This window comes from Fulverythrobacter ferritrahens, from assembly GCF_020539485.1.
GTDB lineage: Bacteria > Pseudomonadota > Alphaproteobacteria > Sphingomonadales > Sphingomonadaceae > Andeanibacterium > Andeanibacterium ferritrahens.
In genome coordinates this window covers 676,094-692,940 of sequence record NZ_JACDXU010000002.1, presented here as the reverse complement: position 1 = coordinate 692,940, position 16,847 = coordinate 676,094, and the positions used below count along the sequence as shown (strand labels likewise).

Genomic DNA, 16,847 nt, shown 5'->3' with positions numbered 1-16,847 from the left:
ATATTTCAAAGGAGTGACCACACAATGCGTATGAAGACCCTGCGAGCGGCGATGATCGGCGCCGTTCTGGCGGTGAGCGGCGCGGCGGGCACAGCATATGCCCACCATTCGTTTGCGGCTGAATTCGATCGCAACAAGCCTATCAAGATCGAAGGCACCGTGGTGAAGTTCGAGTGGGTGAACCCCCACTCCTGGATTCACATCAAGACCGGCAACGGTCAGGTGTGGCGCGTTGAAGGCGGTGCACCCAGCGCCCTGCTGCGTCGTGGCTGGAACCGGAACTCGCTGCCGGCCGGCACCAAGATCATCGTGAACGCCTTCCGCGCACGCGACGGGGATACCCGCGCCAGCGCCGCGGAAATCAGCTTCCCCGATGGCCGTTCGCTGTCGCTCGGCAACCCGACCACGGAAGCCGTGGCCGCTGCTGCCAAGCGCGCCGGCGGGAACTGATCGCCGCAAGGCAATCGTTCCTTACGAACGCAAGAACCCCCGCAGACCACCCGGTCTGCGGGGGTTTCTTTTTGTCGATAGCATCGGCTGCAAAGGTACGAGGTGAAGAACGCTCCCTCCTCGACCACCGTCATGCTGAACTTGGTTCAGCATCCATATCTCCCCACAAGCGGCGCCCGATCCGGAGAAATGGACCCTGAACCAAGTTCAGGGTGACGATTATGACGGCAATCAGATTGGCCTCCCACGTCAGGTCCTCTTCAGGCAGAAGCCGGAAAGCCCTCCAGCACTACTCGTGCCGCAAGGCCTCGATCGGATCGAGCGCGGCCGCGCGACGTGCCGGGAAATAGCCGAACACCACACCGATCAGGGCCGAGATCAGAAAGCTGAGTATGTTGATCGTCGGCGAGAAGACGAAGGGGATGTCGATCAGGCGTGCGAGGCTGAAGGAAAAGAGGAAGCCCAGCACCATGCCCATGATGCCGCCGAAGCAGCATAGAACCACTGCCTCGGTCAGAAACTGCATCCGCACTTCGCGGGCAAGGGCACCGATGGCGAGGCGAATGCCGATCTCGCGGGTGCGCTCGGTCACGGACACGAGCATAATATTCATGATGCCCACCCCGCCCACTACAAGGCTGATCGCAGCAATGGCTGAAACCATGGCCGTCAGCAGGCCCACCGCGGTCGAAACCGCATCGTTCACCTGTGCCGTGTCGAGGATGTTGAAGTCGTTCGCCTGGCCTTCCTGCAACAGGCGCCGTTCGCGCAGCAGATCGACCAGCGCGCTCTGCATGGCGGAACTGTCGTAACCGGGATCATAGCTGATCACCATGTAGAAGACGTTGTCATTGCCCAGGAAGCGGCGCTGGACGTTCTTGATCGGCATGAACACCGAATTGTCGTCGTCCTGATTCTGCGCACCCTGCGCGCGCGAGGCGAACATGCCGATGACCGTGCAGGATACATCGTCCAGCCGCATCCGTTCCCCCAGCGGGCTGGAGCCGGCCACGAAGATCTCTTCATAGACCTTGGGCCCGATGATGCAGACATTCGCCCCGGCCTCTTCCTCCGTCCTAGTGAAGCGGCGGCCCTGATCCAGCCCGATGCCGCGCGCATCCATGAAGGCATTGGACACCCCTTCCACCCGCGAAGACCAGTCCTGCCCATTATGGATCGCCTTGACGTCGCGGTTCACTTCGCCCGCCACCGCCTTCACCCCGGCGATCTGTTCGCGCACGGCAGTAACGTCATCCTCCTTGAAGGGGCGTGGCTGGCCGCGATCGGTCTGCTGGGGAAAAACGATGAACACGTTGGAGCCCAGCGCGCTGATCTGCTCCTTGATCGAAACGGTCACGCCATTGCCCAGCGTCACCATGGTGATCACCGCCGAAACGCCAATGATGATCCCCAGCGTGGTGAGGAAGCTGCGCAGCAGGTGACGGCGGATTTCCCGGAGAGCGAGAACGAGCGTGGTGCCCAGCATCATTGCACCTCCGCACCGGTCGCGTCGCGGTGAAGATGCCCCTGCTCTGTGCGCTCGACCAGACCATCGCGGAAATGGACAATCGTCCTGGCGAAGGCGGCCATTTCGGCCTCATGCGTCACCATCAGGATCGTAATGCCCTTGCGGTTGAGTTGGCTCAGCAGTTCCATGATCTCGATCGAGCGTTCCGTATCGAGATTGCCGGTCGGCTCGTCCGCCAGCAGAACTTCAGGATCGCTTACCAGTGCGCGGGCAATGGCCACGCGCTGCTGCTGGCCGCCGGAAAGCTCGCCGGGCGTGTGGTCCGCCCAGGGCGCCAGCCCCACCTGATCGAGCGCCCTCATCGCCGCCTCCTTGCGCTCGGCCTTGTTGAGGCCGCGATAGATCAGCGGCAGTTCCACATTCTCCAGCGCCGATGTTCGCGCCAGCAGATTGAACCCCTGAAAGACGAAGCCGAGATAACGCCGCCGCAGCAGCGAGCGCTGATCGCGGTTCAGTGCCTGCACTTCCACGCCCAGAAACCGGAAGATGCCGGTGGTGGGCGTATCCAGGCAGCCCAATATGTTCATGGTGGTGGACTTGCCGGAGCCCGAGGGGCCCATCACCGCCACGAAATCCCCATGCTGGACGGTCATGTCCACGCCCTTCAGGGCCTGGAAAGCCGCCGCGCCGCGTCCGAAGGTCTTGGTGATCCCTTCCAGCTGGATCAGGGGCCCCTTGGTCTTCGCCTGGGTCACTTCTGCTTCGCCTTGACCCCCGTGATCACCTTCATCCCCACCCGCAAGTCGGAGGAATGGACCACGGTGAGCTTGCCGTCGCTCTGTCCGGTGGTGACGGTGATGGGCTTCGGCTTGCCGTCATCGCCCAGCACATAAAGCTGCTGGCGGCTGCCGACGCCGATAGTGGCCTTTTCCTCTTCCTGCTGCAGGCCGATCTGGGGATTGAGCGCCCCGCCCCCGGCCACCTTTTGCTGGTCCGGCTTGAACCGCAGCGCGCCATTGGGAACGAGCATCTGCACGCCGGTGCTCTCGGTTGCGATATTGGCGGTGGCGGTCATGCCGGGCCGCAGCAGGCCTTCGGGATTGGCGACCGAAAGCCGTGCCTCATAGATCACCACCGCACTCTGCGTAGTGGTCGCCGTGGTGGTCTGCGACGCGCTGACCGTGTTGTTCGATCCCAGATTGATCCGCTCCACCTGAGCCGGAAAACGGCGCCCCGGATAGGCATCGACCGTGAAATTCGCCTTCTGCCCGGCCTTCACCTGGCCGACATCGGCCTCGTCGATGGAGACGCGCAATTGCATCTGCGAAAGATCCTCGGCGAGGATGAACAGGGTCGGCGTGCTGAAGCTGGCCGCCACGGTCTGACCGGGTTCCACCTGCCGCGCCAGCACCACGCCCGACACGGGCGAAACGATGATCGCACGGCGGCGATTGGTTTCCGCCGTCGAAAGCTGGGCCTGAGCGGAAGTGACGTTGGCCTGTGCGGATGCGAGCGAGGCGCGGTCCCGCGCGACATTGGCCTGGGCGATGTCCAGCTCGCTCCTGGACGGAACCTTGCCCCCCGAAAGCCGCGCAACTTCCTGCAACCGGGCGAGTTGCGCCTGATCGAGGCTGAGAGTCGCCTGCGCCTGCGCCACTGAGGCACGGGCCGAGGCAAGGCTGGCGCGGGCCTGCTTGATCTGGTCATCGATCACATCGGTATTGATCCGCGCCAGAACCTGCCCCCGCGTGACGCGATCGTTCACATCGACATAGATATCGTCGATCTTGCCCGAAACTTCGGAACCGACATCCACCTGATTGGTCGGGCGCAAATTGCCGGTGGCGGTCACTTCCACATCCAGCGAGCGCTTGACCACCGCTTCGGTGACATAGCCCTGGTCGTTCCCCCGGCCGAACCACAGCGCCGCGCCCAGGAGGATGGCGATCAGCACCACCGCCGGAACCCAGAACAGGGCCCAACGCTTCCAGCGCGGCCTCTCGGAAGTGCCGAGGAATTCGTCGATCGAGGTCTGGCCGTCACTCATGGCGTGGTCCCATCATCGGAAAGTGCGGACGCTCCGCTCCAGCCGCCGCCCAGCGCCTGGGTCAGGCGCACGAAGGCAGTGGCCCTGTCAGCCTCGGCGGAGGCCAGCGAATTACGCGCGGTGAGAAGCTGGCTTTCTGCCGAAAGCAGCGTCTGGAAATCGGTGAGCCCCGCCTGATACTGGCTGCGCGCGAGGATGGCGGCATTATTGGCCGCATCCAGCGCCTCGGCCAGTTCGGCGAGCCGGGCATCGGCGGCGCGGCGGGCGGCAATCGCGCTCTCCACTTCCTCCAGCCCGGTAAGGATCGATTTGCGCCAGGCGGCAAGAGAACCTTCCGCCGCCGCTTCTGCCGAACGGACCTGCGAGCGGGTGCGCCCGCCATCGAACAGGAGCTGGCTGAGAGTGGCGGAAATGGATCCCGTCACCATGTCGAACAGATTGAGCGGCCCGGCATCACTGGTGCCGATGGTCCCGGCGAGGCGCAACGCGGGATAGAGCTGGGCGCGGGCGACGCCGATCCGGGCCCCGGCGGCGTAGAGATTCGCCTCCGCCCCGCGAATGTCCGGGCGGCGGCGAAGAATGTCGGCAGGGACGGCCAGCCCGGCGAGGCGGGGCGGCGCGGGAACAGCGGCGGGGGCGGCAAGCATTTCGCGCACTCGGCCCGGCGTTTCGCCCGCGAGGGTGGAAATCGCATTGGCAGTGGCGGCAAGGCTGCTTTCCAGCAGAGGAATGCTCGCGGCGGTCTGCGCCCTCTGGCTGCGCGCCTGCTCCACATCGAGGCTGGAAACCAGCCCCGCCTGATTGCGCCAGCGCGCGATCTGGAGGTTCTCGTCCTGAATACGCAGAGTGTCGCGCGCGATGGCCAGCTGGGCAGCAGTAGCCCGCACGGAAATCACCTGGCTGGCCACCTGCCCTGCGATCACGCGTCGTAGATCGTCCAGCGAATAGCCAGCAGATTCGTAATCATAGCGCGCCGCGCTGGCGGAATTGCCGATCCGCCCGAACAGGTCAGCCTCCCAGCTGGCATCCACGCCGAGATTGAGCAGCGGATCACCGCCCCCACCATCAAGAATATCCTGCCGCGCCCCGCCACTGGCATTGAGCTGCGGCAGGAACCCGGCGCGCGCCTGCGCCAGCGCCTCGCGGGATTGGGCAAGCCGGGCCGCCGATTGGGCAAGGTCCAGATTATGGGCAAGCGCGGCCTCGACCAGTTCGGTCAGCGCAGGATCGCCCAGCGCCTGCCAATAGGAAGCATCCTCATAGGCAAAGGCCTCTGCGCTCCCGGCAACATCCTGCCCGCTCCACGCGGCGGGCAAGGCAATGGCATGATCGGGCAGAGCGCGCGGGCCGCCCGGAGTACCGCATCCGGCCAGCCCCAGCGCAAGCAGGGCAACGGGCACGGCCCGGTAAGCCAAACGCGCTTTCGCACTGCCGTTCATTCCGTTTCCCCCGCTTGCACAGCACCGGCAAACTAACCCGCTTACGGTTCAAGACCAGTCACGAATTGTCGCACGATGCGCGGCTCGCTCACTCGGCACAGACGCCAGGTGAGTTATTCACATAACACAGATGAACGAGCGAGCGAATACTCGTGCTGTTCTGCCAACAACCGATAGCAGCGGATGAATGGCATGGCTGGCGGGATCGCGGAAATGGTAGTCGCCAAAAGAAAAGGGGCGACCAAGGCCGCCCCTTCCCTGCCGCCCGGCGAAACCGGGCTGGCCTTGTATCTCGCGTCAGAAGCGAACGACGATGCCGCCGCGGGCGCTGTTGTCCGTCACATCGCCGCCGAACTGGCCCTTGTAACCAAGATTGAGGCGGACATTTTCGTTGAGCGGGAAGTCCACCGAGACTTCCGTCACCATGGCATCCTCGGCCACCGGCACGCCCGTGACGGTGAAGGGCGCTGCCGCCGCTCCGAAGGAGTGGCTGGCGTAAGGCAAAGTATCGCCGAAGGCATGGCGCCATCCGACCAGCCCCTTGATGAGCGCACCCGCTTCAGCAACATCCAGCTTGGCGGAACCGCGGAAGCCGAAGGTGCCGAAGGTCGCGTCCGTCGACATGCTGTCACCAGTGAGGGCCGCGACACCGCCGGTTTCGGCATAATCGTCGGTCTTCAGGCTGACATAAGCGAGGCCCGCGAAGGGCTCCACATCAACGCCTCCGACCTTAACGGCATAACCGATCTCGCCGAACAGCTGAGTGGTGGTGCCATTGTAATCGGCCGACAGCCTCTGCGTGGTCGGGAAGACGACGCCCCGCTCGGTCGACATATCATGCCAGCTCTGGCCGAATGCAGCGCGCATACGGAACTGGCCGATAGCGCCACCCACATAGGCGCCGAGGTGGAAGGTTTCGCTCTCCGCCGTGGAAGCACGGGCATCCACATCGAAATTGCTGCTGTTATAGCCGCCGAGTACGCCCAGGCGCCAATCGCCCAACTGGGCATCGATGCCCATGAATGCACCGGCGCTGTCGCTTTCGAGCTCGGCGGCATTGCCGTCGCCTTCCAGCGAACCCCAATTGCCGAAGGCGGTGGCCCAAAGACCCGTGCCTTCGCCCAGTTCGGCCGCGCGATCCATGGCAACGCCGCGCAGGATGCGGCTTTCATCGATCAGCGCCGATTTCAGGGAAGCATGGATTTCACCCGAGAGATTATCGAAGGTAGTCCCCAGATCGCTCTGCTTGAGGAACATTGCCCTGTAATAGAGCGAATTGGTGCCCCCCAGTGCCTGCACCGCACTGGCAGTAGCGCCCTGGTTGGCCGTGCCGACCAGCTTGGCCCACTCGGTCTTGATACCCTGATAGGTCACCGTGATGCCATCGGCGGAATAGCCGATCAGGCCTTCCAGCAGCGGATTATCCTCCGTCGGCAGGACGAAACCGTCACCCTCGACGATGAATTCGCCGTCGGAACCATCGGCCAGCACGATCACCTGATAGGGATTATCGAGCAATACGCCGGGCGCGAAGGCGGCATTGAGCAGCGCGCCTTCCTCGATCGTGACATCTCCGGTCTGCACCAGAATGCTGTCATGCAGCAGCCCGTCGATCTCGACATCGTAGGTCGAACCGCTTTCGAACAGCACATCGCCCACGATGGTCAGCTGACCCGGCGAATTGCCCGGCGCCAGGATACCGCCATCGCCGACCACCACCGAGCCGATGGTGCCGGCACCACCCAGCGTGCCGCCGTCACCAATTGTGACATCGGCGCCCGATAGGTTGCCATTTGCCTTCAGCAGGCCGCCCAGCACATCGATCGAACCGAAATAGTCCGGGGAATCGGCAGTGAGGTTGGTGACGCCCGAAAGATGACGGATCTCGCCGCCAGTGCCGAACATCACATTGTCGAAAGTGATGTTGCTGGTGTGGTTAAACACCAGCTGCGCATCACCTGCGCCGAAGAAGATGCCGTTGGCTGCCTGTACCGTGCCGGCGGCAACCGCATGCTCACCTTCCGCCGCACCGATAACCAGCCGGCCGGTCGCGGTTTCATTCGTGGCGATATCGATGATGTTGGCTGCCTTAACCAAGCCGCCGTCCTGCACGATAATCGTCCCGTCACCATTAAAGCCGGCGCGCAGATTGCCCGAATAGCCCTCACGCGAGAGGGATTCGAGGGAACTGCCTGCACCGGTGACCAGGATGGTGCCGACGGAACCTTCGTCAACACCGGCAGCGGTAGTATAGGCCGAGGCCTTGGCGCCATCGGCAATGGTCAGCATGCCATGGCCCTCATTGCCGTTGCCCGTGCCGCCGACATAGAGGCTGAGCTGGCTGACCATCCTGGTGCCTTCACCCGTCACCGTCACATTGGCCACGGTATCGCCATCGCCGCCGATATAGATGCCATCTGCCTGCAGCAGCCCGCCTTCCGAAACCAGAGCCTTGCCTTCATCGAGGCTGAACCAGCCATCGGCCGCATCCCAATTGGCCGGAAGTTCCGGATGAAGCGTGCCGATCAGCATTTTCGAGCCCGCGCCGGTGATGGTGATATCCGCACCTTCGCCCGCGTAGAGCCCGCCACCGGAGGTTTCGAAAACGCCCCCGTCACGCACGATCAGCGTGCCGCTGGAACCTTCAGCACGGCCGATTTCCGTATGGAGCTGATTGAACCAGTGCGAACCTTCGCCTTCGAGGATCAGCGTGCCGTCTTCCGCGCCGATATGGGTCGAATAGGTCTCGACCCGCGCCCCGCCGGAAACGGTGACGTCGCCCGTTCCCTCCTGGCCGATGTCGAAATCGGTGGTGTTCACCCAGAGCGCATCTTCACCGCTGACAAGGACAGAGGCCCCGGCTTCCCCGCCCACGATCGCATTGGTGGAGCCAAGCTGCCCGGTGAGCGCCAGCACGCCGCCGGTAACGATGACATCGCCAGTATAGGCCGAGCTGTCACCGGTCAGGGTCGAATGGCCTGCCAGATGCCGGATTTCGCCGGTGCCCGAAATGGCCGAAGCCAGTTCGTAATCCGTATCCGTGTGGTTGAACACCAGCTGCCCGTTATCCATGCCGATGTAGATTTTGGGAGTATTGAGGGCCCCGGCGCCAACGGCCTCCTCTCCTTCGGCAGCGCCGATGTTGAGAACGCCTGACGATCCTTCAAGATAGGCAATGTTGATCCGCTCTGCGGTGACTTGCGCCCCGTCAGCCACGGTCAGCGAGCCGCTGCCGTAGGAACCGACATATATGCGGTGCCCCGTGGTGATGGAGGAGCCTTCCCCGGTCACGACTACCGAGCCGACGGAGCCTTCTTCATTGCCGATATAGAGGCGATAGGCTTCCACCGCGCCCCCGTCGGACACGGTCAGTTCGCCTTCACCGAAACGCCCGACATTCATGAAGCCGGCATAATCGGTGACGCCGTCGTCATAAGCGGACCAGACCGAGCCTTCGCCCGTGACGGTCATCGAACCATGAGAGCCCGCCAGATCGCCCAGCGTGCCCTGCACCGCCTTCAGCGAGCCGCCATTGCTGATCGTCACATCGGCCGTGGTGCCGTTTTGGTGCCCGGCGATGAACACGCCACTCATGGCCCATTCCGAATCCGCGCCGTCGATCGTCACTTCGCCATGCGAACCGTCGACCGTACCGACATAACCATCCACGCTGGCAACGGTTGCCCCGGAAAGGACGGACAGACTGCCGTCGCCTTCATTGCCGACATAGATATTGCCGGTGCTGGTCCAGCTGTTGCCGGTGCCCGAAACAGTAGCTTCGCCGGTTTCGCCTTCATAATGGCCGATCACGACATGACTGGAGGTGAGCGTCGCGCCCGGGCCGCCAGAGATTTCCAGCTCTGCCCCGGCCGCGCTGCCGACATAGACACGGTCTGCCCCCAGCTGCCCGGTGAGCTTCAGCACGCCTTCCTCGACCCTGAGATCGCCCGCATAGGCAGAACTGTCTCCGGTGAGAGTCAGCTGCGCATCGCCCTGCTTGATCAGAGTGCCTTCACCAGCGACGACGTTGGAAAGGCTGGTGTCGAGCGAAGGGTCAATCGCCAGCGAGCCGGTTCCGATGGTCAGCTTGCCGGCAAGGACCGAGCCTTCTTCGAGGATCAGCGTCGTATCCCCGCTGCCCACGATAACGGCGGAGCCGCTGCCGGTGGTGGCAATCGTGCCCGAATTGGTGATGGTGGCATCCGCCGCGCCTGTGCGGATACCGTTAACGCCCCTGACCGTCGCGGTGTTCGTTATCGTAACGGAGCCGTCCAGGCTGTCCGCACTGATCCCGTCGGTAGCGCCGGTGACATCGCCGGAATTATCGATCTCGATCTCCCCGTCCCGCGCAAAGGCATAAATGGCTTCGGAGCCGGTGGCGGTGATACGGGAAGTGTTGGTGACGGAAACATCGCCGTAACCACCGACCTCGTCATAATAGCCGGCATCGGCATTGATACCCTGATAGGCATCGATATTGCCGTTATTGATGATCGTCGTATCGCCCTTGTCGGCGGAACCGCGAATGCCCGCATCCGCTGTGGCAGTCAGGTGGCCCGAACTGGTGATGTCCACATCGCCGGTCTGCGACCACGCCACGAGCGCCTGCTTCTGCGCGGAGGTTACGTCGCCCGTATTCTCGATCGAGACATTGGCATAATAGCCGACACCACGGATACCCGCCTGATCGGCATCGACCGTTCCGCTGTTGTTTACGTAAACCGAGGCAAAGTCGTCGACTTCACCGCTGCCATCCGCATAAATGCCGCGATTGTTCGTTCCCGTGACATTGCCGGTATTCGTGATCGAAACCGAGCCACCGTTGCTGGTGGCCGTAATGGCCGCGCCATTAGGGTCCGGCGTTCCCGCTTCTACAGTCGCACCGCTGATGATGGTGATATCGCCACTTTCGTTGTTGCGAACCCATACACCGCCGAAGCCGGCATTGCTGGTGATCTCCACATCATCGCCAAGAGTGACGTCAATCGTCGTATCCTCGACGAAGGAGTTGATGTTGATGCCGCCATAGGTGGTCGAATTGACGGTGGTATCATTCACTGTCAGCGACATGCCCAGCGGGCCCTCGGCATCGGGGTGAGGGTTGTAGTTGATGTTCCCCGTCGTGATATCGGCGCCCGTGACGTCCAGCGAACTGTCACCGGAATTGGCCGTGTATTCCACGTTCCCGGAATCGCAATCCACCTCGGAAATGTCGCCCGTGACCGTGCAGAATGAAGGCGCAGGATCGGCCCAGGCAGGTTGGGCTGCACCCGTGACGCAGATCACGGCAGCACCGGCCAGGAGCAACGGCTTCACGCCGCGCGCGGATTGGATTTTCTCGGAATGCAAGGCAACTTCCCCCTAAGATGGCAATGCGAGTAAATTGCGCATCGAAGCGCCCGCCCGATGCCGCCCGCACCCCCAGCATCAGAGAAATTAGCGTGACCTAATCCGTCCATTTTTCATTACGTTATTCTTACTGTCAACCTTGGTTAGCGATAAGGTAATACTAACCATCAAGGCTGCGCGAACAGCGGAAGCTGGGCGCTTCGAAGGTAATAGGCATGCATGTGAGCCGGCTTCGCGCCGGAAACCGGCTACTCGCCCCGGCGCCGCGCGGCGATTCCCTCAAGAGGGGATCGGCCCATCAACGAGATGGGTGATGCGCTGGCGAGAAGATGTCTGGAAAATAGTGGTGCCGCTTAGGTGATTCGAACACCTGACCCCATCATTACGAATGATGTGCTCTACCGACTGAGCTAAAGCGGCACTGTCCGCGCCCCATAATGGCGTTGCGGTGGTGCCGCAAGCCGGTGCGTGGATATGGAGGCCCGAGCCGGAATCGAACCGGCGTATACGGATTTGCAGTCCGCTGCGTCACCACTCCGCCATCGGGCCCCACCTTCTGCCGGGGAGATTCCCCGTCATCAGGAAGGGGCGCCCTAGCCGAGAGGTGCCGGGCGCGCAATCCGCTTTCGTGCATGACTGCGCCTTGCACAGCTCATCGCATATGATTAGCAGGCTAGCAAAGACATGAGGATCCGGGAAATGGCCGACGACAAGCCGAAGATGCACCGCGTGGAAGGGCATAGCGAGGAACGCTTCCTCGGTTCGGATGTGTTCGAATCGAACCGCCACACCCTGCCCCCGCGCAATGGCACCGGATCGATTCGGGAGGATGCGCGCGATATCGACGTCTATCACCGCTGCGATGTAGTGGTGATAGGCGGCGGCCCCGCCGGCTGCGCCGCAGCCTGGGCAGCGGCCAGGGCAGGCGCAGATGTGACGCTGATCGAACGCTATAATTGCCTGGGCGGCCTTTCCACCGGTGGCCTTGTGATGTGGATCGACCGCATGACCGACTGGCAGGGCAATCACGTTATCCAGGGCTTCGCCCGCCAGTTCATCGAACGCATGCCCGCCGATGCGGTGGCCGGCCCCCCGCGAGAGGATTGGGGATCGCAGGACCCGATCAAGGCAGCCTATTGGGGCCAGCGCACCACGGCGTTTCACGGCATCGTCAGCTGGGCGCCCACGCTCGATCCGGAGCGGATGAAGCTCAACAATCAGGAAATGTTGCTGCAGGCGGGCGTGCGGATCGTATTCCACGCCTGGGCGGCGCGGCCAGTGGTGGAAGACGGCGCGGCCACGGGCGTGATCTTCGAATCCAAGGCCGGTAGGCAGGCTGTCATGGCCAAGGTGGTGGTGGACACCACCGGCGATGGCGACATGTTCGCCCGCGCAGGCGCCGCCTTCGATACCGATATCGAGGAGGGCGACGTCCATCATTCGATGAATACCGGCTGGGTACTGGGCGGCGTCAATATGGACCGCTGGATCAACTGGAAGGTGCTCTATCCCGATCAGCTGCGCGAGCTGATGGCGCGCGGACGGGAAGAGCTGGGCTTCTTCCAGACGCCCTATGTCAGCTGGCGGCCGGACATAGCTCTGTTCCTCGGCCCCCGTCAGTCCGGCCTTTCCGCGCTGGATGTGGACGACATGACCGAAGTGGAATTCCGCAGCCACCGCCTGATGGAAGGGCACTGCCAGTTCTTCCGCCGCCATGCGCCGGGTTTCGAGAATGCCTATTCGCTGCAGAGCGCCAGCCAGCTGGGCGTGCGCCACACGCGCCGCCTGGCGGGTATCGGCCGGATCGAGCGCCAGAACTGGGGCAATGGCACTCCGGTGGCAGACGAAGTGGGCATCAGCCCCTCCATCAGCCCGAAATTCCCGGTCGTCTCCGTGCCCTATGGCAGCCTGGTGCCGCGCCAGCTGGACGGGATGCTGGCCGCGGGGCGCCACATCAGCTGCGATGCGAACAGCCACGGCTTCATGCGCGAGATTCCGCAATGCTGGCTGACCGGTCATGCGGCGGGCGTCGGCGCGGCGGTGGCCGCCAATCGCGGAGTGCAGCCGCGCGAGGTGGATGTGGCAGAAGTGCGCAAGATCCTGCGTGAACAGGGCGCACACTTATCCGACGATGCCGCCCTTGCCACGGTCAAGGCCGAGGCGGTTCCGGCAGAATAAATGCGCGAACAGAGGCGGGCAAGGCGGGCAGCGCAACTGTCCTGCGACGCCCGCCTTGCAATTTTCAAACATCGCGCTATATAGAAATTGCCTAACGTCGTTTGCGACGGAATTGAACGGCCCGAAGCGGCCCCTTTCCCTTACACGCAGCATTGGCTCCGCGCCGGGATACGCCCGAATGCGGATGGTTTTACGTACGCCAGGAACCCCGGCCGAATGCGCCGCGCCCGAATGCGCTGCAAAGGTCTCCGCATGGTCATAATGGCCGCGTACAGATGGCAAAACGTCTGGGATCTGGCCTGGTGGCCGGGCGATGTCCGCCAGCGGACACACAGGCGTTCACGCCATTTTGCAATATAAGGCGGCAGCACATGGCTGCCCGCAAGGACATGATGAATTCTATCGATAAGGGCTCCGCAAGGCGCCACGCAATCTCGCAGCGCAAGAACGCGGCGGGCAATTTTTCCCTGGCATCGCATATGTCGATGCCTTCCTCTCTTTCGACTCTCGAACTGCGCCGGCTCGTGGCGACGATGGTCGATTGAGGGAATGGTCGATTGAACGGCCCCCATTCAGGCGCGCTTTCAGGCGCGCCAACCCATTTCAGTTCGCCCCCAGCCAGGAGATCGCCCATGGACCTCAACAAGGAATATGCCGCCCACCAGCGTGCTTTGATGTGCGCGGATAATGCCGCAAACACCGACGAGCGCCGGGCGCACCTTGCCGTTGCATCCAGCATCGCCGGCCGCATCAGCACCTTCCAGATGGAACTGGGTGCCGCTGCCGCCTGTGTGTGGAGCATGGCGCAGTTTTCGGCCGCGGGCCGCATTTGAATTGGCACTGCCACAATAGGGTGGTAGGACAATCTTGCTCTCGTTGAATTTCGACGGGTATCGACGATTTGGTTCCGGATCACGGAAATTTATATTTCCCGATCTGCAAGACGACGAACTCCTTTCAATTGACGACTTGACGCACGACCTCGTCCGCAATCGTGCGGGCGAATATACCCGTTTCTTGAAAGGAAACGCTCATGACTATCGGAACCGTAAAATTCTTCAACGAAGACAAGGGCTATGGCTTCATCCAGCCCGATGATGGCAGCAAGGACAGCTTCGTCCACATTTCCGCCGTTCAGGCTGCCGGCATGGCAACGCTGAACAAGGACCAGCGCGTGTCCTATGAAGTCGAAACCGGCCGCAACGGCAAGGAATCGGCTGTGAATCTGGCCCACGCCGACTGATCGGATATGCCCGGCAGCCTGCACCGCAGGCCGTCGGGCTATCTTTTGCCTGTTTTGCCTGAGGAGAACGCTTGTGGCGCTGACCTACGAATTCTTCCTCGCCCGGGCACAGGACGCAGCGAATGAGGCCAATCTGGCCGTGCTGGAAAATGTCCGCGAACGCGCTCTGCGGTCCGAAGCGGCCTGGCGCGGCATGGCTGACAAGGCCCTGAAGGCCGCCAATGGCCGTGAGGCTGCCCTGCGCGAGAAATAGTCTCCCGCGACTTTCCCCTTTCCTGCTGCCGCCCCGCCGTGAAAGGCTTTGCGCGGCTCCTTCCCATCGTCGGAATTCCTGTCCAGGCTCCGCTTGGCATGGCCGTTGCTGTGCCCTGTACGCGTCCTTCGACAGGCTCAGGACGAACGGGCTGGGGCTTCAGGGAAGCATCTTTCAGGTGGCACCGAACCCGGCAGGGCTGGAATATCCCACCCGCGGAAAGTCACATTTCGCAGCCTCTGAAATTACCTCAAGACATTATATAATAACCAAATTCCCGGAAAAAGGTCACAGAGTTTCGCGGCCGTTCTGCGTCACTTTCACCTGACTCCCCTGCGCGAGACAGAGGCTCCATAAGGGACGCCGAATCCGTCGCACCGGAGCCTGACCATGTCCGAACATCACGCAGAACCCGACCATGCCCACCAGTTGAAGGCGCGGATGCGGCTCGATCTGAAGGATGCGATGAAGGGCAGGCGCACCGCGGAAATCACCGTGCTGCGCATATTGCTGGCCGCGATCGACAATGCCGAGGCACCGGACATCGGATCTGCCCCGCTGCAGGTTACGGGATTGTCCGGCGAAGTGGAGCGGCTGCCCCTCTCCCCGGACCAGCTCGAAGCGATCCTTGTAGCCGAACTTCGCGATCGCGAACGGGCTGCCGCCCAGCTCACCCCACTGGGGCAGGCCCAACGGGCAGAGGCCCTGTTGCGCGAGGCGGAAATCGTGCGCCGCTATTGCGGCGGCTGATCCCTATTCCTCTATCGGAAGCAGCACGCCGCCGGTCGAGAGCGGGTGCACGTCCTGCCGGAAGTTGGCGAGATAACCGCTGGCCGGAATGCGGAAGCCCGGCCCTTCGCGCTGGGCCAGTTCTTCCGGCGAAAGCGCAACGTCGATGCTGCGGTTGGCCACGCTGATCGTCACCACATCACCGTCGCGCACCTTGCCGATTGGACCGCCGGTCGCCGCCTCGGGCGAGACTTCGGCCACGGTCAGCCCCTTGAGGCAGAGGCCCGAAAGCTGGCCGTCGGTGACGAAGGCCGTGGTCTTGGCAAGGCCCGCCGCATCCAGCGCGAACAGCACCATGGAAGCACCGCCGCCCATGGCCGGCCCGCCCTTCAGCCCCTGATTGCGCGCCACCACCACGTCGCCTGCCACTACCTTGCCGTCTTCGATAGCCTGGAGACATTCGAGCGAATCCTCGAATACCTTGGCCGGACCGCTGAATTCCTCAGGCCGCGAACCGTCGCGAATGCCGAGGCGAACCACGGCCGTATCCGCGAAATTGCCCCGCAGGATGGCAATGGCCGGGCCCTCGCCCACGGGATCGTCCACCGCATGGATCACATCCGGGCCGGGGATGACGTAGCCTGCCAGATTCTCGGCCAGCGTCTTGCCGGTGCAGGTCATCACCGAAGTGTCGATCCGCCCTTCCAGCCGCTTGAGCACTGCACGCGCACCGCCCGCATCCTCGAACTGTTCGATCCGCACATGGCCGGTGGGGCGCACGGCGGAGAGCACGGGAACGTCGCTCATCTCGTCCCACAGGGCATAGACGTCGATATCCGTCTCCGCCTCAATGGCGGTCGCCTGCAGATGCTTGATCGCGTTGATTGATCCGGAAACCCCCAGAACGGTGGCCACGGCATTGCGAAAGGCTCCCTCGGTCAGGATCGTGCGCGGACGCAGATCCTCATGCACCATTTCCACGATGCGGCGGGCGGCGGCACGGGCGCCTTCCTTCATCTTGGGGGAATTGGCGCGCACGGGCGCGCTGCCGGGCAGGCTCATGCCCAGTGCCTCCACCACGGAATGCATCGTATTTGCGGTAGCCATGCCCGCGCAGACGCCGGGGCCGCGAATGGCATTTTCCGCCATATCGGCCACCGGGAACTTCGGCTTGGCACCGAAGCGCTCACCCACGGAACCGGACCAGACATCTTCCACGTCCACCGGCTCGCCATCGATCTCGCCCGCCTGCTGATATCCGCCGATCACCAGAATGGTGGGGATGTTGAGCCGTGCGGCGGCCATCAGATGCCCCGGCGGTGTCTTGTCGCAGCTGGTCAGGCAGATCATCCCGTCCAGCAATGCGGCTTCCACCTGCACTTCGATATCGTTGGCGATGATGTCCCGCCCGGCAAGGATATAGCTGCCACCCTTGGCCGCGCCGGTGATGAAGTCCGAAGGGGCGGCGGTGCGAACCTCGAAAGGAACGCCGCCGGCCTTGCGGATCTCTTCCTTCACGATGGCGGCGATCCCATCGAGATGAGCATAGCAGATCGCCAGTTCGGAGGAGGAATTCACCACCGCGATCTTGGGCTTCAGCATGTCTTCCGCGCTGAGGCCCAGCGCCTTCCAGTTGGCACGACGGCCGGGCGAATTCGCGGCGAGGCTGCGCAGGGTCATCTTGCTACTCC

13 protein-coding genes and 2 tRNA genes are annotated in these 16,847 nt (G+C 63.0%); 7 read left to right on the top strand and 8 right to left on the bottom strand.

All coding sequences use genetic code 11. The features are described 5' to 3' along the window. The first annotated feature begins 24 nt into the window (after positions 1-24). Complete coding sequence (locus tag H0274_RS11410) at positions 25-450, top strand: DUF6152 family protein (protein WP_226795559.1); 426 nt, start codon at positions 25-27, stop codon at positions 448-450. 289 nt (positions 451-739) lie between these two features. Here H0274_RS11410 and H0274_RS11405 read toward each other — a convergent pair whose 3' ends face one another. The 7 genes from H0274_RS11405 to H0274_RS11375 all read right to left on the bottom strand — a co-directional run bounded on the left by H0274_RS11405 (position 740) and on the right by H0274_RS11375 (position 11,302). Then, positions 740-1,936: an ABC transporter permease gene (locus H0274_RS11405; RefSeq protein WP_226795712.1), complete on the bottom strand. Its 1,197-nt coding sequence runs from the start codon at positions 1,934-1,936 to the stop codon at positions 740-742. Further along, positions 1,936-2,673 carry an ABC transporter ATP-binding protein gene (locus H0274_RS11400; RefSeq protein ID WP_226795558.1) on the bottom strand — a complete coding sequence of 246 codons (738 nt, stop codon included), beginning with the start codon at positions 2,671-2,673 and terminating at the stop codon, positions 1,936-1,938. The genes H0274_RS11405 and H0274_RS11400 overlap by 1 nt, the downstream gene beginning before the upstream one ends. Beyond that, positions 2,670-3,965, bottom strand: a complete 1,296-nt coding sequence (locus tag H0274_RS11395) for an efflux RND transporter periplasmic adaptor subunit (protein ID WP_226795557.1) — start codon at positions 3,963-3,965, stop codon at positions 2,670-2,672. The genes H0274_RS11400 and H0274_RS11395 overlap by 4 nt, the downstream gene beginning before the upstream one ends. Next, positions 3,962-5,404 (bottom strand): efflux transporter outer membrane subunit, encoded by a 1,443-nt coding sequence (locus H0274_RS11390; RefSeq protein ID WP_226795556.1) that lies wholly within the window; start codon positions 5,402-5,404, stop codon positions 3,962-3,964. Before H0274_RS11390 ends, H0274_RS11395 begins: the two co-directional genes overlap by 4 nt. A 297-nt stretch (positions 5,405-5,701) precedes the next feature. After that, positions 5,702-10,720 carry an autotransporter domain-containing protein gene (locus tag H0274_RS11385; RefSeq protein ID WP_226795555.1) on the bottom strand — a complete coding sequence of 1,673 codons (5,019 nt, stop codon included), beginning with the start codon at positions 10,718-10,720 and terminating at the stop codon, positions 5,702-5,704. 377 nt (positions 10,721-11,097) lie between these two features. Next, positions 11,098-11,173: transfer RNA gene (locus H0274_RS11380), tRNA-Thr, on the bottom strand. Positions 11,174-11,228: 55 nt separating this feature from the next. Further along, positions 11,229-11,302 (bottom strand) — tRNA-Cys (locus H0274_RS11375). Between the two features lie 150 nt (positions 11,303-11,452). Here H0274_RS11375 and H0274_RS11370 point away from each other — a divergent pair. The 6 genes from H0274_RS11370 (at position 11,453) to H0274_RS11345 (ending at position 15,177) form a co-directional block, all read left to right on the top strand. Next, positions 11,453-12,931, top strand: a complete 1,479-nt coding sequence (locus H0274_RS11370; protein ID WP_319018235.1) for an FAD-dependent oxidoreductase — start codon at positions 11,453-11,455, stop codon at positions 12,929-12,931. Positions 12,932-13,302: 371 nt separating this feature from the next. Next, positions 13,303-13,476: a hypothetical protein gene (locus H0274_RS11365; RefSeq protein WP_226795554.1), complete on the top strand. Its 174-nt coding sequence runs from the start codon at positions 13,303-13,305 to the stop codon at positions 13,474-13,476. 87 nt (positions 13,477-13,563) lie between these two features. After that, positions 13,564-13,764, top strand: coding sequence for a hypothetical protein (locus H0274_RS11360; RefSeq protein WP_226795553.1), 201 nt, complete (start codon positions 13,564-13,566; stop codon positions 13,762-13,764). A 200-nt stretch (positions 13,765-13,964) separates the two neighbouring features. Then, on the top strand, positions 13,965-14,174 hold the full coding sequence (locus H0274_RS11355) for a cold-shock protein (RefSeq protein ID WP_226795552.1): 210 nt from the start codon (positions 13,965-13,967) through the stop codon (positions 14,172-14,174). A gap of 73 nt (positions 14,175-14,247) precedes the next feature. Then, positions 14,248-14,427: a hypothetical protein gene (locus H0274_RS11350; RefSeq protein ID WP_226795551.1), complete on the top strand. Its 180-nt coding sequence runs from the start codon at positions 14,248-14,250 to the stop codon at positions 14,425-14,427. Between the two features lie 390 nt (positions 14,428-14,817). Next, entirely contained in the window at positions 14,818-15,177 is a 360-nt protein-coding gene (locus tag H0274_RS11345; protein ID WP_226795550.1) for a GatB/YqeY domain-containing protein, read from the top strand. A gap of 3 nt (positions 15,178-15,180) precedes the next feature. Here H0274_RS11345 and H0274_RS11340 read toward each other — a convergent pair whose 3' ends face one another. Further along, positions 15,181-16,836 carry a dihydroxy-acid dehydratase gene (locus tag H0274_RS11340; protein ID WP_226795549.1) on the bottom strand — a complete coding sequence of 552 codons (1,656 nt, stop codon included), beginning with the start codon at positions 16,834-16,836 and terminating at the stop codon, positions 15,181-15,183. Between the last annotated feature and the right edge of the window lie 11 nt (positions 16,837-16,847).